General features: G+C 64.0%; 22 protein-coding genes and 1 pseudogene. 2 read left to right on the plus strand and 21 right to left on the minus strand.

Features of this window, described 5'->3' with window-relative positions; translation table 11 throughout:
• Positions 1 to 141: 141 nt before the first annotated feature.
• From purM to HP499_RS05320, 7 genes are all read right to left on the minus strand, one after another.
• A complete protein-coding gene (purM, locus tag HP499_RS05290; protein WP_062068092.1) occupies positions 142 to 1,290 on the minus strand; it encodes a phosphoribosylformylglycinamidine cyclo-ligase in 1,149 nt (382 codons plus the stop codon).
• A complete protein-coding gene (gene purF / locus HP499_RS05295; protein WP_172322864.1) occupies positions 1,287 to 2,918 on the minus strand; it encodes an amidophosphoribosyltransferase in 1,632 nt (543 codons plus the stop codon). The genes purM and purF overlap by 4 nt, the downstream gene beginning before the upstream one ends.
• A 147-nt stretch (positions 2,919 to 3,065) precedes the next feature.
• Positions 3,066 to 3,398, minus strand: a complete 333-nt coding sequence (locus tag HP499_RS05300; RefSeq protein ID WP_172322865.1) for a hypothetical protein — start codon at positions 3,396 to 3,398, stop codon at positions 3,066 to 3,068.
• Between the two features lie 89 nt (positions 3,399 to 3,487).
• Entirely contained in the window at positions 3,488 to 3,829 is a 342-nt protein-coding gene (uraH, locus tag HP499_RS05305; RefSeq protein WP_172322866.1) for a hydroxyisourate hydrolase, read from the minus strand.
• Positions 3,826 to 4,335, minus strand: a complete 510-nt coding sequence (uraD, locus tag HP499_RS05310) for a 2-oxo-4-hydroxy-4-carboxy-5-ureidoimidazoline decarboxylase (RefSeq protein WP_172322867.1) — start codon at positions 4,333 to 4,335, stop codon at positions 3,826 to 3,828. Before uraD ends, uraH begins: the two co-directional genes overlap by 4 nt.
• Before the next feature lie 156 nt (positions 4,336 to 4,491).
• Positions 4,492 to 5,322, minus strand: a complete 831-nt coding sequence (locus HP499_RS05315; RefSeq protein ID WP_172322868.1) for a phosphatase PAP2 family protein — start codon at positions 5,320 to 5,322, stop codon at positions 4,492 to 4,494.
• Between the two features lie 83 nt (positions 5,323 to 5,405).
• Entirely contained in the window at positions 5,406 to 5,879 is a 474-nt protein-coding gene (locus tag HP499_RS05320; protein WP_172322869.1) for a helix-turn-helix domain-containing protein, read from the minus strand.
• 59 nt (positions 5,880 to 5,938) lie between these two features.
• On the opposite strand from HP499_RS05320, the gene HP499_RS05325 reads away from it, so the two are divergent.
• A complete protein-coding gene (locus HP499_RS05325) occupies positions 5,939 to 7,168 on the plus strand; it encodes an MFS transporter (protein ID WP_309138341.1) in 1,230 nt (409 codons plus the stop codon).
• 26 nt (positions 7,169 to 7,194) lie between these two features.
• Positions 7,195 to 8,289, plus strand: coding sequence for an alanine--glyoxylate aminotransferase family protein (locus tag HP499_RS05330; protein ID WP_172322870.1), 1,095 nt, complete (start codon positions 7,195 to 7,197; stop codon positions 8,287 to 8,289).
• Positions 8,290 to 8,446: 157 nt separating this feature from the next.
• On the opposite strand, the gene HP499_RS05335 is transcribed toward HP499_RS05330, so the two are convergent.
• The 14 genes and pseudogenes from HP499_RS05335 to HP499_RS05400 all read right to left on the minus strand — a co-directional run bounded on the left by HP499_RS05335 (position 8,447) and on the right by HP499_RS05400 (position 22,201).
• On the minus strand, positions 8,447 to 8,719 hold the full coding sequence (locus tag HP499_RS05335) for a hypothetical protein (RefSeq protein WP_172322871.1): 273 nt from the start codon (positions 8,717 to 8,719) through the stop codon (positions 8,447 to 8,449).
• Between the two features lie 8 nt (positions 8,720 to 8,727).
• Positions 8,728 to 9,810 (minus strand): C2 family cysteine protease, encoded by a 1,083-nt coding sequence (locus HP499_RS05340; RefSeq protein WP_172322872.1) that lies wholly within the window; start codon positions 9,808 to 9,810, stop codon positions 8,728 to 8,730.
• The gene (locus tag HP499_RS05345; protein ID WP_172322873.1) at positions 9,810 to 10,364 is read right to left on the minus strand and encodes a hypothetical protein; all 555 of its coding nucleotides are present in this window, start codon (positions 10,362 to 10,364) and stop codon (positions 9,810 to 9,812) included. The genes HP499_RS05340 and HP499_RS05345 overlap by 1 nt, the downstream gene beginning before the upstream one ends.
• 235 nt (positions 10,365 to 10,599) lie before the next feature.
• Positions 10,600 to 11,019: an ATP-binding protein gene (locus HP499_RS05350; protein ID WP_172322874.1), complete on the minus strand. Its 420-nt coding sequence runs from the start codon at positions 11,017 to 11,019 to the stop codon at positions 10,600 to 10,602.
• The gene (locus HP499_RS05355; protein ID WP_026543495.1) at positions 11,012 to 11,344 is read right to left on the minus strand and encodes an STAS domain-containing protein; all 333 of its coding nucleotides are present in this window, start codon (positions 11,342 to 11,344) and stop codon (positions 11,012 to 11,014) included. Before HP499_RS05355 ends, HP499_RS05350 begins: the two co-directional genes overlap by 8 nt.
• A complete protein-coding gene (locus HP499_RS05360) occupies positions 11,334 to 13,340 on the minus strand; it encodes a glycosyltransferase family 2 protein (RefSeq protein WP_172322875.1) in 2,007 nt (668 codons plus the stop codon). Before HP499_RS05360 ends, HP499_RS05355 begins: the two co-directional genes overlap by 11 nt.
• 22 nt (positions 13,341 to 13,362) lie before the next feature.
• Positions 13,363 to 14,481, minus strand: coding sequence for a PP2C family protein-serine/threonine phosphatase (locus HP499_RS05365; protein ID WP_172322876.1), 1,119 nt, complete (start codon positions 14,479 to 14,481; stop codon positions 13,363 to 13,365).
• Between the two features lie 146 nt (positions 14,482 to 14,627).
• Positions 14,628 to 15,095 carry a thioredoxin-dependent thiol peroxidase gene (gene bcp / locus HP499_RS05370; protein WP_011776131.1) on the minus strand — a complete coding sequence of 156 codons (468 nt, stop codon included), beginning with the start codon at positions 15,093 to 15,095 and terminating at the stop codon, positions 14,628 to 14,630.
• 97 nt (positions 15,096 to 15,192) lie between these two features.
• Positions 15,193 to 15,978: a winged helix-turn-helix domain-containing protein gene (locus HP499_RS05375; protein ID WP_172322877.1), complete on the minus strand. Its 786-nt coding sequence runs from the start codon at positions 15,976 to 15,978 to the stop codon at positions 15,193 to 15,195.
• Positions 15,979 to 15,988: 10 nt separating this feature from the next.
• A complete protein-coding gene (gene allB / locus HP499_RS05380; protein ID WP_026543500.1) occupies positions 15,989 to 17,338 on the minus strand; it encodes an allantoinase AllB in 1,350 nt (449 codons plus the stop codon).
• Positions 17,331 to 18,497, minus strand: a complete 1,167-nt coding sequence (locus tag HP499_RS05385) for a glycerate kinase (RefSeq protein WP_172322878.1) — start codon at positions 18,495 to 18,497, stop codon at positions 17,331 to 17,333. The genes allB and HP499_RS05385 overlap by 8 nt, the downstream gene beginning before the upstream one ends.
• A gap of 24 nt (positions 18,498 to 18,521) precedes the next feature.
• The gene (gene gcl, locus HP499_RS05390) at positions 18,522 to 20,297 is read right to left on the minus strand and encodes a glyoxylate carboligase (RefSeq protein ID WP_172322879.1); all 1,776 of its coding nucleotides are present in this window, start codon (positions 20,295 to 20,297) and stop codon (positions 18,522 to 18,524) included.
• Between the two features lie 134 nt (positions 20,298 to 20,431).
• Positions 20,432 to 21,316: pseudogene (locus HP499_RS05395) on the minus strand (2-hydroxy-3-oxopropionate reductase); the annotation flags it as partial.
• Between the two features lie 81 nt (positions 21,317 to 21,397).
• Entirely contained in the window at positions 21,398 to 22,201 is an 804-nt protein-coding gene (locus tag HP499_RS05400) for a hydroxypyruvate isomerase family protein (RefSeq protein ID WP_172322880.1), read from the minus strand.
• Between the last annotated feature and the right edge of the window lie 522 nt (positions 22,202 to 22,723).

The following is a 22,723-nucleotide window of genomic DNA, read 5'->3' on the forward strand; positions in this document are numbered from 1 at the left end:
ACTATTCAGGATCCGCAGGGCGGAATCCTGAGCTTGATCCAGACGTAGAACCACGATCCAGACGTAGAACCACGTAGCAAAAAAGAGCGGCCGGGCAGTTCATCACTGCCCGGCCGCTCCCTTTATGAAGCAATAACGCGCTTAGGCGTAGGCGTTCACCAAACGGACAGCGCCGCCGTCGACGCCCTTGGCACCCTGGACGTAATCCGGGCCGGTCTTGTCGATCGAGTCGCTGTCAGCCGAGACCGTACCCATGACCCAGGACGGCAGTCCGCGATCGTTGAGGCGGGCCACAGCGGCGTCGGCTGCTTCGGCGGAAACGATGGCCACCATGCCCACGCCGAGGTTCAGCGTGCGCTCAAGGTCGGCCAGCGGGACGTTGCCGAGCTCGGAAACCAGCTTGAAGATGGCGGGCAGTTCCCAGGTGTTGCGGTCCACTGTTGCCACAAGGCCCTGCGGGAGGACACGTGCCAGGTTGGCAGCCAGGCCGCCACCGGTGACGTGGCTGAAGCCGTGAACGGCGTTGGCCGAGTGCACCGGGAAGGTGCGGGCGAGGTCGAGGCAGTCAGCTGCGTAGACGCGGGTGGGCTCCAGGAGTTCTTCGCCCAGCGTGCGGCCGAGTTCGGAGACCTGGCGGTCCAGGGCCCAGCCGGCGTGGTTGATGACGCGGCGGACCAGGGAGTAGCCGTTGGAGTGCAGGCCGGAGGATGCCATGCCGATCACAACATCGCCGGCGCGGACGCGGTCCGGGCCGAGGAGGGCGTCGGCCTCGACGATGCCTGTTGCGGCACCCGCGACGTCGTACTCGTGCTCACCCAAAAGACCCGGGTGCTCAGCGGTTTCGCCACCCACCAGGGCGGTGCCGGCAACGGAGCAGGCTGCAGCGATACCGCGGACGATGTCAGCGATGCGCTCGGGGACAACCTTGCCGCAAGCAATGTAATCGGTCATGTAGAGCGGCTCAGCACCCACCACAACGATGTCGTCCACCACCATGCCCACCAGGTCGAAACCGATGGTGTCGTGGATGTCCATGGCCTGGGCAATGGCCACCTTGGTACCCACACCGTCCGTGGACGTTGCCAGCAGCGGCTTTTTGTAGGTCAGTAGCTTTGAGACGTCGTACAGGCCGGCGAAACCGCCGACGCCGCCAATCACCGAGGAGTTGTGCGTCGCCTTGATGGCGCCCTTCATGAGTTCGACTGCGCGGTCTCCCGCTTCGACGTCGACACCCGCGGAGGCGTAGGTGATACCGGAGTTATTCTCAGCGGCGGGTGTTGCGGAGCTCATACAGACTCTTTCTTGTCGGCGTCGGTCAAACGATCAGCGTCGGTAAGCAGGTTTTCGAATTCGGCATCAGGTCCGGGATCGCACCCCGTGGCGCCGGGCTTCTCGGCCGGGTCCTCGGAATCATCCACGGAATCGGCCTCAGAGGCAGGAGGCAGGCCGCCGAGGTCGGTGCGCTCCAGCAGGTTCTTCCCCAGCTTGTCCGCGTGCGGCAGCTCGATGGGGTACTTGCCGGTGAAGCAGGCCGTGCAGAGGCGTTCGCGCGGCTGCTGGGTAGCGCCGATCATGCCGTCTTCGGAGATGTAGGCCAGTGAGTCAGCGCCGATCGCCTGGGAGATCTCCTCGATGGTGGCGCCGTTGGCGATCAGTTCCGCGCGGGACGCGAAGTCGATGCCGTAGAAGCAGGGCCACTGAACCGGGGGCGAGGAAATCTTCACGTGCACCGCGGCGGCGCCGGCTTCGCGGAGCATCCGGACGATGGCACGCTGGGTGTTGCCGCGGACGATCGAGTCATCCACCACCACAATGCGCTTGCCGCGGATCACCGATTCCAGGGCGTTGAGCTTGAGCCGGATACCCAGCTGACGCAGTGTCTGCGAGGGCTGGATGAAGGTGCGGCCCACGTAGGCGTTCTTGACGAAGCCGTGTGCGAACGGGATGCCGGACTGTTCGGCGTAACCCACGGCTGCGGGTGTGCCGGACTCGGGAACCGGAATAACGAGGTCTGCCTCATGGGTGTTTTCGCGGGCCAGCTGGCGGCCCATCTCAACACGGGCCTCGTACACGGAGCGGCCGGCGATGGCAGCATCCGGGCGGGCGAGGTAAACGTATTCGAAGACACAGCCTGCGGGCGTTGCCTCGGCGAAGCGCTGGGAGCGGACGCCCTCTTCATCGATGGCAATGAATTCGCCGGGCTCGATCTCGCGGATGAAGCTCGCGCCAACGGTGGCCAGGCCGGCCTGCTCGGAGGCGACAACCCAGCCGCGCTCCAGGCGGCCCAGGCACAGCGGGCGGATGCCGTAGGTATCGCGTGCTGCGTAGAGGGTTCCCTCATCCATGAAGACGAAGCAGAAGCCACCCTTGATCTTGGGCAGCAGCTCCAAAGCGGTCTGCTCCAGGGTCTTGCCCTCTTCACCCTCAAGGAGCGCGGTCACCAAAGCGGTGTCCGAGGTGTTGCCCTGCTTCATTTCACCGGTCAGCTGGCCGTCGTTGCGCTCAAGGATCATTTCCCGGAGCTCAGCGGTGTTGGTCAGGTTGCCATTGTGGGCCAGGGCAACCGTGCCGGTTGCAGTCGCACCCAGCGTTGGCTGCGCGTTGGCCCAGTGGCTTGCACCGGTGGTGGAGTACCGGCAGTGGCCAACGGCCAGGTGCCCGGTAAGGGTGTTCAGGGTTGTCTCATCGAAGACCTGGGACACAAGCCCCATGTCCTTATAGACATTGATGCGCTTGCCGTCACTGGTAGCAATACCAGCCGATTCTTGTCCGCGGTGCTGCAGCGCATACAGCCCGTAATAGGTGAGTTTTGCTACTTCTTCACCGGGAGCCCAAACCCCGAAGACGCCACAAGCGTCCTGGGGGCCTTTTTCGCCGGGGAGAAGATCATGAGAAAGTTTTCCGTCGCCACGTGCCACTGGTCGATTGTCTCATGTTGTGGCCGTGGTACGTTCCCCCGCGGGCTATATGACCCCGGGAACGGGCGCAGAACAGGGGTGTTGCCGCGAAAATGCGGTGTGTCTCACATTCAGCACCCCTGCGAAGAGGCGCGTCGGTCGCCTGACTTAGCGGACGTCGTCGTGCTCTGGTCCTTCATCAGGGACCGAATCCGGGACGGCTTCCACCACGGCGCGCCGGGAGCGCTTGACGCTGATGCGGTCCAGGACCAGGGCGAGGATGGAGAACAGGATGACGCCGCCGCCCGCGCAGACAATGAGGAAGAAACCAAAGACCGTGCCGGCGTCGAAAGCGGGGTCGGCTTGGCGGCCGTACGCGATGATGGCGGCCACGATCGCACCCACCACGGCCCCCAAAATCATGAAGGGTACAAACTTGGGTGCCCGGCGAACCGTGATCTCGCGACGGGCGGAGTTGGGGGTGGTGTCCTCTGAAGCCATGCGTTAAAGCGTACCGTTCCGGGTTTGTGTACAGATAATGCCCCTAAGGAGTCACCTTAAGGGCATTATCTGTACACAAAGTTCTGGAGTCAGCTGCCGCGGTACGTCGAGAACGCGAACGGGCTCAGCAGGAGTGGCACATGGTAGTGCTCGCCGGCGTCGGAAACTGTGAAGTTCAAGTCCACTTCGGGGAAGAACGTCTCAATGCCGAGGCCCTCGTAGTAGGCGCCGGTGGCGAAGTTCAGGCGGTAAGCGCCGCCGGGAATCCGCTCGGGACCAAGGGTCTTGATGCGGCCGTCGGCGTCGGTTTCGCCCTTCGCCACCAGGGTCCAGTCGTCGCCTTCGCGAACGTAAAGTACGACGGCGACACCCGCCGCCGGGCGGCCGGAACCGGTGTCCAGGATGTGTGTGGTTACTTGTGAAACGCTCATGCGTTGACTCCTTCGCTGATCAGCCCGGAAAGACGCAGCAGCGCGATCTCCCGTAGCTGGCCGGCCACGATTGTGTCTTCTTCTTCGGGGGTGTGGGTGATGCGTTCCTGGAGGGCGGTGAGCATTTCCCGGGCACTGCGGCCGGCGGCGCGGATCAGGAAGACCCTGCCGAACTTTTCCTCATAGGCCCGATTGCCCTCGGCCAGGGCAGCGGTGATCGCGGTGTCACCCGGATCCACTCCGGCCTGCTCCGAACGCGACATTGCGGCCTCGGTGGTCTGGGCCTTGGGGCGTTCGCCAATGCGGGGGTGGTGCGCCATGGCGGACTCAACCTCGGCGGCGTTGAAGGGTTGGGCGGCCTTCCGGGCTTGGCCCAGAAGGTCGTCGACGGTGGTGAAGGGCCGCGCGTCTGCGATGGCTTCCACCCAGCGGCTGATATCCAGGCAGGGGGTCAGGATCCTGATGGCCTCGGCCCGGTCAACACTGTTGAATTCTGCAAGCTCCATGCTTGTGACATCCTCGTGCAAATGCTGGCATCCATGGTGTGGGCTATGCGGAACTCCAGCTGTTGCCGGAGGAAGCCTTATGCTTTCGAGCTTCCGCATCATGGAACTGTTATTTCAGCATACGTAATTCAGTTAAGCCGAGTCATCGGCCTGGTGTCAAGAGACTACCGCGCTGTGGCGTCGGGTCCGCACTGTCAGGTAGAGGCGATGGGCAGTAATGACCAAGGCAAGCCAGGCGACCCCAATGGCCCAGGCGGCCAGCACATCGGTCAACCAATGATGGCCAAGATAGACGCGGCTGAGGCCCATTGTGAAGGCGAACGCTGCGGCAACCACCACAGTGATCACCCTGGCCTTGGTGGTCTTGAGCCTGAGGATGATCAAGTACGCCACGATTCCGGCAATCACGATCGAGTTCAGTGAATGGCCGCTGGGAAATGACGCCGAATGTTCGTAGGGAGGGATGGCATCGGCCAGGTCCGGGCGTGCCCGGCCGAAGAGCGGCTTGCCCAGGATGGTGATGATCAGTGAGCCCAGTCCGGCGGCGAGCATCAGGATGACCGGCGTCCATGATCGCCGTTTGGTGGCCAGGAAAATCATGATGCCCACGGCAATGATGGGCATGCCCACGGTGCCGCCAATGTTGGTGTACGCGGTAACCCCTGCATCCAGGGCGGGGGAGCGGACGCTCTTTGCCCCGGCCAGGAAGGGGTCATCCAAGCCTGCCACGCCATCGGCCTCCGTGACGGACTCGTACACTTCGCCAAAGACCAGTGCCAGGGACAATGCCGCGGCAAGGCCCACTACCAGCGTGATGATGAGGGCCGCGTAGGGTCCCAGCAGGGAGGTGACCTTCTCGGCGCCCCGAGCCAGCGTTCGGCCCGCGGGGGACTTCCAATTAGTCAGGTCCTGCCCGGCAACAAACCTGTCCTGGCTGACTTCGCCGCGGACGCCCTGCTCCGGCGCCTCTTTTCCTTCAGTCGTCACTTGTGTCCCCTATCCGTGGCGGCCTCGGTATTGGTGAGTAACCTTAGCAGTTTGGGCTTGGAGATTCCTGGGTGCGGAGCCCGTTAGCGTGCGGCTTCAGGCAGCGGTTGGCCGACTTTGACCAGGAGCGCCTGATCGGGGCCGAGCTCCTGGCCGTCCGCGCTGAGTGGCCGCACTTCGGGAACCGGTTGCCCGGTTGAGGGGTCAATGAGAACCGAATGTGACTCGCCGGCGGTGAAGGCATTGCGCTCACCCCACTGCCGCAGGCTGAGGATCAGGGTGAAGAGGTCTCGGCCCGCGTCCGTCAGTTCGTACTGGCTCCGGGTGCCGCTCTGGTTGGGGATCCTGGCCAGGAGGCCTCTGTCCACAAGAAGGCGAAGGCGGTCCGAAAGGATGTTCTTGGCCACTCCCAGTGATTTCTCGAACTCCGAGAATCTCCGCTTGCCGTCCAGTGAGTCCCGAATGATGAGCAGGGTCCACTTGTCCCCTACAAGATCGGCTGCCCTTGCTACGGGACATTCAGGATCTGTCCACTCGAGACCACTTGGTTGCAACATGCAACCATTCTGCCATAGGCTCCGATGGTTGCATCTTGAAACCAAACCCTGGAGGCGTTGTGAGCCCTTACTCCCTGACGAAACCCGACCGCGGGCTACTCCTTCTTCTCGCCGTGGCAGCAGGGTTCATGGTGGCCAACATCTACTACGGACAGCCCCTTCTTGAGCGCATGGGAACCGACTTAGGGATCCCCATAGCTGCGGTTGGATGGATTGTGGCGGCATCCCAAGCCGGATATCTGCTGGGGCTGGTTCTCCTGGTGCCACTGGGAGACATGGTGGACCGCCGGATTCTCATCAGCGTCCAAGTGGCCGCAAGCGCCGTGGGAGCGTGTGCCGTGGCCCTTGCAACAACTCCAACAGCCTTGCTGCTTGCTTTCGGGATTCTTGGACTCGCCTCCTCGGTGGTGCAGACCATCGTGGCGCATACCGCCGCCTCCAGTACCCCCGAGCAAAGGGGCGGAAGCATCGGCACCGTCACTGCCGGCGTCGTGAGCGGCATTATCCTTGCCCGCACGCTGGCGGGAGGTCTGACAGACCTGTGGGGATGGCGGTCGGTCTACGTTCTCGCGGGGGTGGCAGGTGCGGTCCTGGCGGTCGCGGTATTTCGTGCCCTGCCCCGGGAACCAGCCGGGAACGGTGAGGGACGCTATTGGCGGGCTGTTTCATCGGTGGTGGTCCTAACGCGGCGAAACCCCGTTTTCCGGACGCGTGCACTCATCACCATGCTGCTGTTCGCGTCCTTCGGGGTGCTGTGGAGCGGCATGGCCCTGCTGCTCAGCGGACCCGCGTGGAACCTTCCACCGGGGCTGATCGGGCTCTTCGGCCTGGCCGGGCTCGTGGGCGTGGTGGCGGCGTCCCGGGCAGGTGGTGCCGCGGATCGCGGATGGGGCCAACGGGTCACGCTCGCAAGCCTGCTGGCACTCCTCGGTTCATGGGTGGTGTTGTCCATCGGCGCGTGGTCGCTGATCTGGTTCATCGTTGGCATCATCATCCTGGACGCCGCCGTGCAGGCCGTCCACGTCAGCAGCCAAACCATGATCGTGGCAGGCGCTGAAGAGTCGGCCAGCAGCATCATCGGCAGCTACATGGTGTTCTACTCTGTGGGCAGCGCCATGGGGGCAGCGGCTGTTGCGCCGGTCTACGACGCTTGGGGCTGGGCCGGCGCCAGCGTCCTGGGCGCGGTATTTGCGCTGGGTGCGCTCGCCGTTTGGGGCACGGATCAGTTTCTGCTGCGGCGTGCTGGAACGCGGTTGGTTCGCTCCACACAGCAGGCTGGGGCAGAATGACCTCAACCAGCTGAAGGAGTTCGCACATGCCGCACATTCTGACGTCCCGGTTCCTGTTCGGTCCCGGCCCGAGCAATTGCTACCCCGAAGCCATGGCCGCCCTGGCCTATCCCGTGCTGGGGCACCTCGACCCGGTGTTCATCGAGCGGCTCGACCACACCTGCGAGGGTCTCCGGACAGTCTGGGGCACGTCCAACGCGCGGACACTTCCGTTGAGTGCCACAGGTTCCGGCGGCATGGAAGCCGCCTTCGTGAACACCGTGTCCGACGGCGACGTGGCAGTGATCGCTGTTAACGGACTATTTGGGGCCCGCATGTGCGAGGTCGCACGGCGCTGCGGGGCCACGGTGGTCCGGGTTGACCACGAATGGGGCCAGCCCGTGGATGCCGACCGTGTGCTTTCTGCGCACCCGAATCCGAAAGTCATCGCGGCGGTCCATGCTGAAACGTCCGTGGGGGTCATTTCCGACATCGCCGCGCTCGGTGCCGGCAAGGGCGATGCCCTGCTGATCACCGATGCCGTTACGTCCATTGGCGGACTGGAGTTGTCGGCGGACGACTGGGGGATCGACGTCGGATATGCCGGGACACAGAAATGCTTGGGTGTTCCACCGGGACTGTCGCCGTTCACCGTATCCGATCGCGCCTTCGAGCGGCGCGTCAAGGATCCGCAATCCTGGTACCTCGATATCGGTTTGCTCGGCGGGTACGTCGGAGCGGCCAGTGGCGCCCGGACCTATCACCACACCGCGCCCGTGACCATGATCGCCGGGCTCGAAGCTGCTTTGGACCGGATTCTCGCCGAGGGGTTGGACGTGGTGCAGGCACGGCACCGCGCTGCCGGGGAGGCTCTGCAGAACGGGCTGCAGGAAATGGGGCTGGAACTATTCGCCGCCGAAGGCTCCCGGTTGCCAAGCCTCACCACGGTCAAAGTGCCCGACGGCGTCAACTCGGCCGCCGTCCGCGCTTACCTTCTGGAGCACTTCAGTATGGAAATCGGCTCGGGCGTGGGGGAGTTCGCGGACACCGTGTGGAGGATCGGCATGATGGGCCCGAACGCCAACAGTGCCTCGGTCACCCTGGTGCTGGGGGCGCTGAAAGAGGCGATCGCCAAAGCCTGACGCTCTGGCACGTCCCGCGTGCTTGGGGCCGTCGCTCTCTCACGTCCAGGGTGCTTGGGGCCAACCCTCTGGCACGTCCCGCGTGCTTGGGGCCAACCCTCTGGCACGTCCCGCGTGCTTGGGGCCGTCCCGCTCTCACATCCCGGGCCGTCAACCGTCAATCGGTGACGTGACCGGCGTCGTACGTCAAGGTCGCGGAGGCGACGGTGGTGCCCTCGGCGGGCTGGATCGAGGTGACGGTCAGCAAGCCTGCGCCCGGCAGCGTGATCGACTGGCCCTCGCGGAACGCCTGCTTGCGCTGCTGTTCGGCGGTCCGGATCCAGAACTGGATGGCGGGAGCACCATCAGCCCTGCCGATCTTGACCACGCCCACTTTGACGCCGTCGAAGGTGGGTTGCATGCCTTGCTTGACTGTAACCAGCTGTTCCATGGCCATCCTTACTTCACGTCCACGGAGTACACGGAGTCAAAGTTTTCCTTGTACTCATCTTCGGTGAGTTCCAGCGTTCCTGACTTATGGTCGTCGTCGCCTTCCATGTAACCGCCGGAGGGCCCCCATGGGTTGGCAAGGACGATCACTTTGTCGCCGTCGTCGTTGGTTTTCACATCAACCACAACGTATGCGTGGTTAGGCACGACGTCGGTTCGGTTGACTTCTTCAGACTCCCAGACCCAATCGAAGTCGTCGTCCTTGACGTCTTCGGTGCCCACGGAAATAGCTTGGCCGTCGGAGAGTTTGTCCTCGATATCGTCAAAGTCCAGCTCGCCGTCCTTGTCGGCGGACTGCCCGGTCATCAGTTCCATGGCCTCATTGCTGAAGCCGCCGTCGATGTCGTCATAGGATCCGCCGCGGTGCTCAGCTGCTGCGCGTTCGTAGATGGAAAGCCAGTTGGGTTCGCCGTCGGCCCCGCGGACACCGCCTTCCGTGGACTTGGCCTCCACAGTGACTTCCACAGGCTCGCCGTCTTCGTAGAGCGTGACCACCCAGTGCGTCGGAGGATCGCCGACCGGACGCATGTGTGATTCGAGGAACTCGTCCAGCTTGCCTTCGCGCTCCAGCACCTGGGCCACGGAACCGATACCTGCCAGCAACCAGCAGTCGCCGATCTGTCCCTGGTTGATGTCGGCGGGGTCGCCGGCGTCGGGATCGTTGCGGACATCGCCGGGCACATCGACGTCGGGCATGTCCGGGTCCAGCGGTCCCGGGTCGCCGGGCGGGTTCGAGTCTCCCCGCCCGGAAGCGCTGCCGGATGCTCCGGAGCTGGACTTGTCCTGCTGGTCCGCATTGCGGATCAACTCCTTGGCCTGGGTCTGCAGTTCGCTGGAGATCTTCTTCAGCATGGGGCGGTGCTCGGAGTCCCAGGAAGCCCGGAACATCGCAGCATCCCGGCCATCCCAGCGCGCATTGCTGATCAGGTGACCCAGCTCCGCGGATAGGGAGGTCATCCGTTCCGAGTGCCGGGACATGGTCTTTGCCAGTGCCCGCAGCTGTTCAATGTCGGCGCCATAGAATCCGGGCATTACTTGTCCCCCTGGGGAATTTCGCTGGCATCGCAGCTTTCGGACTGCACGGGTGCGGTGATGTCGAGGTAGGCCGGAAACTTCGAGCGGATGGTCACCGTGGCGCCCGCAGCGTCGGTGCTGCGGGTGACCACCCAGCCTCCCGGGGTGGGGTCAGTTCCGTCGAACGCCGGGAACCCGTGCTGTTGCAGGATGGGATCCGCGGCGGCGAATACCTCTTCAAAGTTCCGTGAGGGTTTCACGATGTCCGCGCTGCTTTTCATGGTTTGGGGATGGAAAACGCAGGTGCCGTCTTTGGTTTGGGTCACCGACGCATCCTCGTCAACGGACCATGTAATGTCCGGCATCTGCTTTTCCAGTGCGGCAACAAGGTCGGCACGCAGGGCGTCGTACTTGGCGACACTCTCCGCCACGGGCGCCGGGCTGGCCGTAACCGGGGGTGCACTGCTTGGTTCCCGGGTGGGTCCGTCCGGGGTATTGCCGCAGCCCGCAGTCGCCATCAGCGCCAGGGCAGCAGCCAGTGCCCAAGGCTTAAGGTACGTGCTGCGGTTCATTTAGTCCCCAATTTCCGGTTAACGTTCGACGGCGGACCTCACCGAATGCTGTCAGGTCGCGTTTCGCTTGGCGATGGGCAGAACGACCCATGCCGGTGGGAGAGGGTTGGGCTTAAGAGGGTGGGATGTGGGAGAGGGTTGGGCTCAAGGGGGTGGGATGTGGGAGGGGGTTGGGCCCAGCGGGGGTGGGATGTGGGAGAGGGTTGGGCTCAGGGGGGTGGGATGTGGCAGAGGGTCAGGTGTTGCGGGTGAGGATCCAGGTGTTGGTGCCGTCCTGGCGCTCGAACGTGACCGTGGTCACCAGAGCCTCGATGAGGGCCAATCCGCGCCCGGATTCCGCATCCGAATCCGGCATCGAAGCCTGCATGTCGTTGGCGAACGGCTCGCGGGCGTTGTAGGCACTGACCTTCGCGATCAGTCGGGAAGGCCGGACGCTGATGTCGACGTCGATCTCCACGGGCTTCTCCGCCACCGGGAGCGCGTGCTGCACAATATTCGCTGCCGCCTCGATGACGGCCGTAGCGAAGGTCATCCTGTCCATGTCGGGCACGAACGAGGCGTCGTCCCACAAGGCATCGAGCTCATTGTGGATGGCCTCGATGGCTTCCTCGTTGGAAGGCCCGTGGAACCCCCGTCGGGCGATGACCTCAGTCATCTCCGAACGCCTCTTCGGCCGTGGAGTACGCCGTGAGCACTCGGTCCATGTTGGTCAGTTCCAGGACCATCTTCACCTGGGGTTGAACGCCGGCAATCCGGAGGTCGCCACCTGCCTGGCGGGCAGCCTTGAGGCAACCGATGAGGGCACCGAGACCCGAGGAATCCATGAAGTCCGTCTCGGCCAGGTTGACCACAACCCTGCTGGATCCACCGGCTACAACCTCGTTCACTACCTCGCGAAGCTTGGGCGCTGCCACCATGTTCAGGCGGCCGACGCTCTTCACCTCCGCGTAGGAGTCCTTGACCTCATAGCTAAACTGCATCTGCGTTCCTTTCCTCGGGGCGCTCGGGCCCAACATCTTCGGGGCCGATACCTTCAGGCACATCGCCTGCAGGCACAAAGCCCTTATACAAAACTGCCTTGACCAGCACGCTCAGGACCACAAGGTCGTACGCCACCCAGGCAACATTGACCAAGGTTCCCAGGGGTTCGGAGAGGCCGGTTAGCAGCCGGGCAATACCCACCACCAACGCGATGGCCAACAAGACCGCCACAATGATCTGCGGCCGGATCAGGCTCCAACTCGGGCCGCCGCTCTGGCGTGCCTTGGGGGTGACGGCAAACCCGAGGGGGCGTCCGAACCAAACGTTCCGCGCCGCCGTCGTGCATGCCTTGATCCAGGTGGGGAACAGCGCAAGGCTGTACTGCTGCCCGCGCCAGGTGGGGATGCCGTGCCCTGCCACCACAAACAGCAGCTGGTTCACCACCATGAACGGGATGAAACGGATGAAGAAGTCCAGGCTGAGGCTGCTCACCGGCAGGATGCCCAGCGTCAGGTAAATGATGGGCGCGGCGAAGTACACCACGGCAGCGAAGCCGCTCAGGTAGCTCCACATGGTGGAGAAGTACATGAGCCGCTGGCCCCAGGACATCCGGCGTTGCACCAGCGGGTTCTCGCGAAGGAGGACCTGCATGGTGCCTTGGGCCCAGCGGAGGCGTTGGGTGAGCATGGTCTTGAGGTCTTCAGGGGCCAGTCCGTTGGCCAGGATTTCGTGGTGATACACGCTCTTCCAGCCCAGGCCGTGCAGGCGCATGGACGTGGCCATATCCTCGGTGACGGAGATGGTGGCCAGCGGCATGATCGGCTGTGCCTCGTCAGTGCGTTCCACGGAGATGGCGGACAAGATGGCGTGGACCGATTCCAGCGCACCCAGCGGGGACCAGTCGCGTCCGGACATGCGGTCGACGGCGTCACTCGCCACCGTGGTCACGCCCGACTCTCCGACGTGGGCGAGTTCCATCGCGGCGATTTCTTCGAGGTCGGCCTGCAGCGCGGAGAAGTCGGCGGCCACCAGGGTGCGCACGGCTTCGTCCACTTTGCGGCGGACCCGGTACGTGATTTCGCTCAGGGGCGCCCGTGCTTCGAGTTCCTGCTGGGCGGCGTTGGTGGCGGCCTCTACCTCGTTGAGCATTTGCTCCACCAAGGGGTTTTCGGCCTCTGCCGAGCGCCGCGCTTTCTTGATGGCCGAGCGGGAAGCAGCCAGGGCCCGGCGCACGCTGTCCGCGGTGGCTTTGACGTAGCCCACCAAGCCCAGCTGCATGAGGGCTTCCCGGCGGAGGATGGCGTTGGAGCCGCAGAAGAACGCCGCGTTCCAGCCGTCCTTGCCCTGTTGGATGGGGCCGTAGAACAGAGGTGCCTGGCTGCCCAGGGGATCGTCGGCGGGGACGTTGATGAAGTATTGAGGGGTCTGGACCAGCGCCACGCGGTCATCGTTGAAGTAGCCCAGCGTCTTGTCCAGGATGTCCGGCTCGGGGATCTGATCGGCGTCGAGGATCAGCAAGTATTCGCCCGAGGTGACCATGAGGGCGTTGTTCAGGTTGCCCGCCTTGGCATGCCGCGGCATGTCCGGCGTCCAGTCCGCGCCACGCGTCACGTAGCCAATCCCGTGCGACTCGGCGAGTTGGCGCATCTCGGGGCGATCGCCGTCGTCGAGTATCCAGGTGCTGTGCGGCCAGCGGATGTCCTTGGCGGCCAGAGCCGTGGTCATCACCAGATCCAGTGGCTCGTTGTAGGTGGTGATGAAGACGTCCACGGTGGCGTCGTCCGGCGCAGGGGGCGGTGGCTTGCGGATCTTGAGGTTCCACACGGTCAGGCCGAACAGGATCACGTCAATGAGGCTGTACGTTTCGGCGATCACCAACGGAACGGCGATCCACCACGCCTCCCAGTTCAGCGACGCCATCCAGCGCCACGCTACGTAGTTGACGCCCAAAATGACTGTCAGGACAACGAACAGCCGAGTCCAGAAACGTGTCACAATTCCCCCTTTTTGTGGTTCGTTAGAGCCGGACGTCAAGTTTTCTGCGAACGACGACGGCGGTCACGTCGTCTTCGGCTGTTGCAGCGGGTGCCAAGTCCAGAAGGGCGGCGCATACGCCATCCGAGGTTGCCTCGCTCCGCGCCGACTTTTCCACGTTCCGGATGAAATCTTCGAGGGAAGCGTGGGCGTCCAGCACGCCGTCGCTGACGATGACCAGGGTGTCGCCGGGTTCCAGGAGGAGCTCAGCGGCGGGCCAGTGCTGTCCTTCAAGGATGCCCACCGGCGGGCCAGCGGAAACCAGCCTCTGGACCGCCCCCTCAGCGGGGATGTACAGCGCAAGGCCGTGACCGGCGTCGATGTAGCTGAGCCTTCCGGAAGGGGCGTCCAGCCGCGCATGGAACATGGTGGCGAAGGAGCCGGACTGATCCAGGTCTGTGGTGATGGTGGCGCTGGCCGAGGAGAAGGCGGCGTCGATGGCCGGGGTGTCCGCTACCGAACGCATCACGGCGCGGACGGTAGCTGCGATCAGGGCCGCACCCATGCCCTTGCCCATGGCATCCGCGAACGTCAGGTGCATGCCGTCCCTGGTCTGGTACCAGTCGTAGAAGTCCCCGCCGACGCTGCGGGTGGGACGGAAGGCGCCAGCGACGTCGTATCCCTCAAGCCGGACTGTTTCGCGGGGCAGGAGGCTCTGTTGCACCACGGCTGCGCGCGCAAGTTCGTCCATCTGGGCGGTGTCTTCGGCGGGAGCGGCGGGTGTGCGGGCCCGGCGGAACAGTGCCCGGATGCGGGCTTGGAGTTCCTTGGGGCTGAAGGGCTTGTTGATGTAGTCGTCGGCACCGATGTCCAGGCCGTTGAGGCGGTCGATCTCATCCGCCCTGGCGGTCAGCATCAGGATGTAGGCATCCGAGAATTCGCGCAGACGTTTGCACACCTCCATGCCGTCGATGTCCGGGAGGTTCACATCGAGGGTGACCAATTCAGCGTTGGTGTTGCGGACAGCCTCGACGCCGGACAGGCCGTCAGGTGCTTCGGTCACCACAAAGTCGAGCTGCTCAAGGACCAGGACGAGGAGTCCACGGATGTCGGCGTCATCTTCGACGACTACAGCGTGGCGGACGGGCGTGGGAGAGACCATGGCTCCATTAACTAATGCTGCTGGGTATTTGTCACGTTTAGTCACGACACATGAAACGCCCGCTCACAAAAGTGGGCGGGCGTTACAGGTTTTGTGCAGTTATGTGAGAGAGGGATTCGCTCAGGCCCTTGGGATGTGGGAGAGGGTTAGACGCCCAGCTCTTCCTTGAGCGCCTGGACGTGGCCCTGGGCGCTGACCTGGTACTGGGTGAGCTTCACGGTGCCTTCGCCGTCCAGGACAACGGTGGAGCGGACCAGGCCTTCCACGATCTCGCCGTCAACCAACTTCTCGCCCCACGCGCCGTACGCGAGGGCAACGGAGTGGTCTTCGTCGGAGAGCAGCGGGAAGGTCAGCGCGAATTCACCAGTGAACTTTGCGAGGTCCTCGGGGCCGTCGGGGGAGATCCCGATGACGTCGTAGCCCTTGCCCTGCAGGCTGGCGAGGTTGTCGCGGAAATCGCAGGCCTCGGTGGTGCAGCCGGGGGTGGCCGCCTTCGGGTAGAAGTACACAATGACGTTGCGTCCGCGGTAGTCGGACAGCGAGACCTTGGTGCCGTCGGCGTCGAGAAGCGCGAAATCAGGTGCTTGCGTTCCGACGAGGAGTTTCTGGGTCATGGCGATCCTTTACGTTTCACCGGCAAACAGCCGGCCTTCATTTCAAACAACAGCGATCATGCAAATTGCGGGGCGTTGATCTTTTACAACAGCGAATCTAGATGCTGTATTCCGCAGGTCCGCGCACCGTGGCGTAGGGGCCTGGCACGAACTGGTAGCCGCCACCACGGACGGTGGCGACGGTGTGTCGGGCGGAGCCTAGCTTCCGCCGCACCCTTCCAACATAAACGTCGATCGAGCGAAATGCCGCGCCGGGAAGGTCAAATGACTCCAAAAAACGTTGCAATTCTTCACGACTGATGGCCCGTGAGCAGTTGACCACGAGGTAGCGCAGCAGCTTGTATTCCATGCCAGTAAAGGAAACCGGCTCGCCGTCCAGCAGCACTACTTCAGCGGCGAGGTCCACCGCAAGTTGGCTGCGGCGGCTGGCCAACGTTACGGGCTCGACGGCGGTGCTGCCGCCCTCTTCGGTGCTGTCGCCGCCGTCGGACATGGCTTCCGCCCGGGTCACCGCACGCGCCTCCGCGAGGGCATCGGCGAGCGTTACCGTGGCTGAATCCGGACGGTTGGTACCGGCGTCGGCGGCTTCCTGCGGAGTGCCGCCCCAGGAAGTGTCGCCGACGCCGGAGTGCTCTGCCCCGGTGGCGGGCCAGATGCGGACTTCCGCCTCCGGGGCAAGTTTCATGGCGCGGGCCAGCACAAGGCGTGCTGCCCGCTCCCAGACTGCGGGATCGATCTCGTCGCCCTCGGCCGGGTTGACCCAGAGGGCCAGCCCGTGAGCGGTGAGGCCGTTCCGGTCATTCACGCTGCTCCGCCGTCCCGTGAAAGATCCGCGTGCTGCGGGCCCTCGCGACGGCGGCGGCCCATAGGCATTGACTGCCATGACGGTTGACCTAAACGTTGCCGCGGCGGAGCAGCTTGCCGCCGGGGTTCTGGCCGTCGATCGGGGTGCCGCGCAGGTAGGTCTTGCGGACGACGCCGGCCAGCGGACGGCCGTCGTACGGCGTGATCGGGTTCTTGTGCTTGAGTTTGGTGACGTCCACAACGAAGGCTTCGTCCGGGGCGAAGATGGAGAAGTCGGCGTCGTAGCCAAGTGCGAGCTGGCCCTTGTTGTGCAGGCGGGCCAGGGCGGCGGGCTTCTCAGCCATCCAGGAGACAACCTGTTCCAGCGGGATGCCGCGGTGGCGGGCTTCGGTCCAGATCAGGGACAGTCCCAGCTGGAGCGAGGAAACGCCGCCCCAAGCTACTGCGAAGTCACCGTTCTCCAGGTCCTTCAGATCCAGTGTGGAGGGGGAGTGGTCCGAGACGATGCAGTCGATGGTGCCCTCCTGCAGGCCCTTCCAGAGGAGCTCGCGGTTGGAGGCTTCACGGATGGGCGGGCAGCACTTGTAGGCCGTGGCGCCGTCGGGGATTTCTTCGGCCATGAGGGTCAGGTAGTGCGGGCACGTCTCAACGGTGAGGTTGACGCCGTCGCGCTTTGCTGAGGCGATCATGGGAAGCGCATCCGAGGAGGAGAGGTGCAGGATGTGGGCGCGGGCGCCGGTCCAGCGGGCGCGTTCGATGACCTCGGCGATGGCCTTGTTCTCGGCGCCGCGGGGGCGGGAGGCCAGGAAGGTTTCGTAGTGGTCGCCGCCGGGGTGCGGGGCGCGATCAATGGCGTGGGAGTCCTCAGCGTGGACGATCATGAGGGAGTCGAAGGACTTGAGCTCAGCCATGTCCTCTTCCATCTCGTCAGCGTCCAGGTGCGGGAACTCGTCCACGCCGGAGTGCAGGAGGAAGCACTTGAAGCCGAAAACGCCTTCGTCGTGCAGCGGGCGGAGATCGCTCTTGTTGCCGGGGATGGCACCGCCCCAGAATCCGACGTCCACAAAAGCCTGGTCCTTGGCGACCACGCGCTTCTGCTCCAGGCCGTCCACGCTGGTGGTGGGCGGGATGCTGTTCAGCGGCATGTCGATTATGGTGGTGACGCCACCGGCGGCTGCGGCACGGGTGGCGGAGGCGAAGCCTTCCCACTCGGTGCGGCCGGGCTCGTTGACGTGGACGTGGGTGTCCACCAGGCCGGGGATGAGGGTTTCGTCGTCTGCGAGTTCAATGACCTCGTTGCCCGTCAGTCCGTTGCCCAGGGGTTCGATGGCGACGATGATGCCGTCGCGGATGCCAACTTCGCGGGCTGCGAGGCCGGCGGTGGTCAGGATGCGCTGGCCCCGGATAACGAGGTCATAGGCGCCGATTGCTTCAGACATTGAGGTACTCCTTGTTTTCGGTCCGTTCCGCCAGGTACACGCCTATGTGCCTACCTAATTGTTCAAGCAACGGACCTGCTTCAGCGATACATTTTTGGACATCTTTTTCCAGATCGGTCAGTGCGTGGACCGTGTGGAAGCCGGCATCCGTGAGTTGTTCACGGCTCAGGGTACTCCGGCCGCACACTGCGATCACGGGAACCCCGTTCCGTTGCGCCGCGCGGGAGACGCCCATGGGGGTCTTGCCGAGCAGGCTTTGCTCGTCCAGGCTGCCTTCTCCGGTGATTACCAGGTCGGCGCCCTTGAGCCTGTGCTCGAGTTCAGTGAATTCAAGCACGACGTCGATGCCCGGCCGGCGCTCTGCCTTCAGCGCTGCGATGGCAATGTAGCCAACGCCCCCTGCTGCTCCGGCGCCTTCGGCTTTGGCCGCGTACTTGGCGTGCTGCCCGGTGGTTGCTGCGAGCACGTCCACGAAGTGGCTTGCTGCCGCGTCCAGTTCGGCGACGTCGTCCGGCGTCGCGCCCTTCTGCGGACCGAAGATGGCTGGGGCTCCGCTGGCCCCCAAAAGGGGATTGTCGACGTCGGACGCCAACACGAACTCCGTTGCCTCAACGCGGACGTCGAAGTTGGAGAAATCGATGGTCTCGATTTCGGCGAGAGCTGCACCGCCGCCCGGAAGTTCCTTGCCGTCCTTATCCAGGAACACGGCGCCGAGGCCCTGCAGGACTCCTGCACCGGCGTCGGTGTTGGCGCTGCCGCCTACACCCAGGATGATCTTGCGGCAGCCGAGGTCCAGTGCGGCGCGGATGAGTTCGCCCGTGCCGATGCTGGTTGCCGTCTTGGCTGTTTCAGAGGTGGGGCCGTCCGGCAGGAGGGCCAGACCGGAAGCCGCGGCCATTTCGATGACGGCTTCCTGGTCCCGCACTGCGAAGTCGGCCTTCACCGGCTCGCCAAGCGGGCCTGTGACGGTGGTGGTCCGGCGGGTGAAGCCGGAGCCGATGGCGGCGTCGATGGTTCCTTCGCCGCCGTCGGCCACCGGAATGCGTGTTGCTTCAATGCCTTTGCCGAACCCCGCCAGCAGGCCTGTTGCCAGGTGCTTGGCGACGTCGGGCGCGGACAGCGAGCCCTTGAATTTGTCCGGGGCGATGACAACACGCATTCCGGTGCCTCCTTACTGTTTTCTCTAGGCCTTGGTCAGGATCGCGGTGGGTGCGTCCGCCGCGGTTTCTGCCAGCTCTTCGAACTCGTTCACGCCGTTGATCTCAACGCCCATGGAGATGTTGGTGATCTTTTCCAGGATCACTTCAACAACCACGGGAACCTTGAACTCGCCCATCAGTGCCTTGGCCTTGTCGAAAGCAGCAGGCAGATCGTTGGGGTCCTCAACGCGGATGGCCTTGCAGCCCAAGCCCTCGGCAACCTTGATGTGGTCCACGCCGTAGCCGTTGGTCTCCGGGGAGTTGATGTTCTCGAAGGCCAGGGAAACGTTCTGTTCCATGTTGAAGCCGCGCTGGCTCTGACGGATCAGGCCCAGGTAGCTGTTGTTCACCACAACGTGGATGTACGGCAGGTTGAACTGTGCACCAACGGCCAGTTCCTCGATCATGAACTGGAAGTCGTAGTCACCGGACAGGGCAACAACGGTGGCATCCGGGGTTCCACGAACCACGCCCAGAGCGGCGGGAGCGGTCCAACCCAGCGGGCCGGCCTGGCCTGCGTTGATCCACTTGCGGGCGCCGAACACGTGCAGCATCTGTGCGCCGGCGATCTGCGAGAGACCAATGGTGGACACGTAGGTGGTGTCGCGGCCGAAGGCCTTGTTCATCTCCTGGTACACGCGCTGCGGCTTGATGGGCACGTTGTTGAAGTTGGTCTTGCGGTGCAGGGAGCCCTTGCGCTCCTGGCACTCGGCGACCCAGCCCGAGTAGTCCGGCAGGGTCTTTGCAGCCTGGCGTTCGCGAGCCAGCTCCAACAGACCGTCCAGCGCCGCACCGGCGTCGGACGCTATGCCCAAGTCCGGGGAGAAAACACGACCGATCTGCGTCGGCTCAATGTCGATGTGCACGAACTTGCGGCCGGCCGTGTAGGTGTCCAGGCCGCCGGTGTGGCGGTTGGCCCAACGGTTGCCGATGCCGATCACGAAGTCGCTCTGCAGGAACGTCTCGTTGCCGTAGCGGTGCGAGGTCTGCAGGCCAACCATGCCGGCCATCAGCTGGTGGTCGTCCGGGATGGCACCCCAGCCCATCAGCGTGGGGATAACAGGAACGTTCAGGATCTCGGCCAGTTCAACCAGCTGGGCCGAAGCGCCGGCGTTGATGATGCCGCCACCGGCAACGATCAGCGGGTGCTTGGCAGCGGTCAGCAGGTCCAAAGCCTTTTCCAGCTGCTTGCGGGAAGCCTTGGGCTTCTCCACCGGCAGGGGCTCGTAGGCGTCGATGTCGAACTCGATCTCGGCCATCTGAACGTCGATGGGCAGGTCCAGCAGAACCGGGCCCGGGCGACCCGAGCGCATCAGCTGGAAGGCCTTCTGGAACGCGCCGGGAACCTGGCCCGGCTCCAGGATGGTCATGGCGAACTTGGTCAACGGCTTGGCGATGGACTCGATGTCCACAGCCTGGAAGTCTTCCTTGTGCAGCTTGGCAACGGGTGCCTGGCCGGTGATGCAGAGCATGGGGATGGAATCGGCCTGGGCTGCGTACAGGCCAGTGATCATGTCCGTGCCTGCGGGGCCCGAGGTGCCGATGCAGATGCCAATGTTGCCATCAGCTGCGCGGCTGTAACCGTCAGCCATGTGGCTGGCGCCTTCAACGTGGCGGGCCAGCGTGTGGCGGATGCCGCCGTGGGCACGCATTGCTGAGTAGAAGGGGTTGATCGCTGCGCCGGGCAGACCGAAAGCTTCGGTTGCGCCTTCCTTTTCCAGGATGGCTACGGCCGCATCAACGGTGCGCATCTTTGCCATGGTGTACTCCTTGTTTTTTGCCCTTGCGGGCGAAGTCTGTGGTGTTTTTGGGTGTGGTGAGGGAGCCGCCGTCGTTTAAGTACGACGGCGGGTTCCCTGCTTTGTGTTGCTTTTGTCCGGCTTTGCCGGGCTGCTTACTTACGGCCGCTGAGCTGGAGGACCTGCTTGAAGAGACCCGAGTGGTCGAGGCCGCCGTCGCCCTGGTTGACGGTTGCGGCGACGAGCTGGGCGACGACTGCGCCGAGCGGGACAGCGACGTTGGCTTCGCGGGCTGCGGAGGTGACGATGCCGAGGTCCTTGTGGTGGAGGGCCAGGCGGAAGCCGGGGTCGAAGTTGCGGTCGAGCATCTTCTGACCCTTCTGGTCCAGGACCTTGGAGCCGGCCAAGCCGCCGCCGAGGACCTTCAGTGCTGCGTCGGTGTCTACGCCGTAGGCCTCAAGGAAGGCGATGGCCTCGCCGAGTACCTGGATGTTGACGGCCACGATCAGCTGGTTTGCAGCCTTCACGGTCTGGCCTGAGCCGGACGGGCCGACATGGACGATGGTCTTGCCCACTGCGTTGAGGACATCCTGTGCTGCCTCGAAGTCAGCCGCTTCGCCGCCGACCATGATGGACAGGACGGCGTCGATAGCGCCTTGTTCGCCGCCGGATACCGGTGCGTCGAGCGGGCGGATGCCTGCTGCTACGGCGTCGTCGGAGAGGCGCTTGGCGACGTCCGGGCGGATGCTGGATGCGTCGATCCAGAGGGTGCCCTTCTTCGCGTTGGCGAAGACGCCATCCTTGCCGCTGACTACGCCCTCAACATCGGGGGAGTCCGGGACCATGGTGATGACGACGTCGGCGTCCTTGACTGCGTCCGCGATGCTGGTGGCACCCTGGCCGCCTTCGGAGACGAGCTTGTCGATCTTGTCCTGGCTGCGGTTGAAACCGGTGACCGTGTGGCCGGCCTTGACGAGGTTGATGGCCATGGGAAGGCCCATGATTCCGAGTCCGATGACTGCAACGTTGCTCATTGTGGTTCTCTTTCTGAAAGTCTGTGTTTTAACTCGTGCGGGCTATTTGGTGAGCGCCGCCGCTGTGGTGAGCGCCGCCGTCGTTCGCTAGTTGGCGTTGGCGCGCTGGCGGCTGGCCCAGCTGAAAGCTGATTCCTGCGGTTCCTTGTACTCGAGGCCGATGTAGCCGTCGTAGCCGAGTTCGCGGCTGCGGGCGATCCATTCGCCGAGGGGGAGCGTGCCGGTTCCGGGAGCGCCGCGGCCGGGGTTGTCGGCGATCTGGATGTGGCCGAAGTCCTTGGCGTGGTTCTCGATGACGGATTCGACGTCGTCGCCGTTGACTGCCAGGTGGTAGAAGTCGGCGAGGAGCTTGATGTTCTGTGCGCCGGATTCTGCCTTGACGCGGGCGATGACCTTGAGTGCGTCTTCGGCGGTGAGGAGCGGGTACTTGGGTGCGCCGCTGACCGGTTCGAGGAGGACGGTGCCGCCGATTCGGGCGACGCCCTCCGCTGCTGCGGCGAGGTTCTTGGCGGCGAGTTCATCCTGCTCTTCAGGGGTGAACTCGTCCTGGCGGTTGCCGTAGAGGGCGTTGAAGGCCTTGCATCCGAGGCGCTCACCAATGCCGGCTACGACGTCGATGTTGTCCTTGAACTCGGAGCAACGTCCCTTCCAGGACACCAGGCCGCGGTCGCCGCCAGGCATGTTGCCAGCGTTGAAGTTCAGGCCCGTGAGCTGAACGCCGGCGTCCTTGATGGCTGTTTCAAACTCTATGGTCTCTTTGTCGGTGGGAACCGAACTAGCGAAGGGCCACCAGAACTCGACGGCGTCAAAACCGGCTGCCTTCGCGGCGGCGGGGCGCTCGAGCAAGGGCAGCTCAGTCAGGAGGATGGAGCAGTTCACTGTGTACGTCATCGTAGGTCCTTCCGAGGAGGGGCTTGGATCTATCTTCCGGGTGCTTCGCTTCGGCCTTCATGCTTGGCCTCAGTTTCCGCTTTGTGGAATTTAGATTCTGCTTTATGAAAAGTCTAGGGAAGGTGGGGGTGGGAGTCAAGGGGGTGGGTGGGGAGGTGGGGGTTGGGATACCAGCGGTGATGCCCTTGGAAGGATGGAACGCGGCCGCAGTGCGTGAGAGTCTGCGGAAAGAAGGGTCCGCGCGAAGAGGTCCGGTCTGCCTTCTTTGTTGAGCCAACGTCCGAAGCCCAGGATGGAGTTTGAGATGAGTTCTGTGGGCCGGACTGCACTCTCCTGGAAGAGCTACCAGTTGCCCCCGCTTGCCGCGAGTAGCTTGAGGGGACGGGCTACAAGGCCGTCCAAGCCAGCCGGTTCGAGTGCTCCCGAGCCGCCAGGGGCCAGTTGCGCCTTGATGTTGAGATTGCGTTTGTCCTGCTCAACTGCGGATTCAGCAAGGGGACCTGACTATACTTCGGCTATGAG

Source organism: Paenarthrobacter sp. CM16 (assembly GCF_013179505.1).
Classification (GTDB): domain Bacteria; phylum Actinomycetota; class Actinomycetes; order Actinomycetales; family Micrococcaceae; genus Arthrobacter.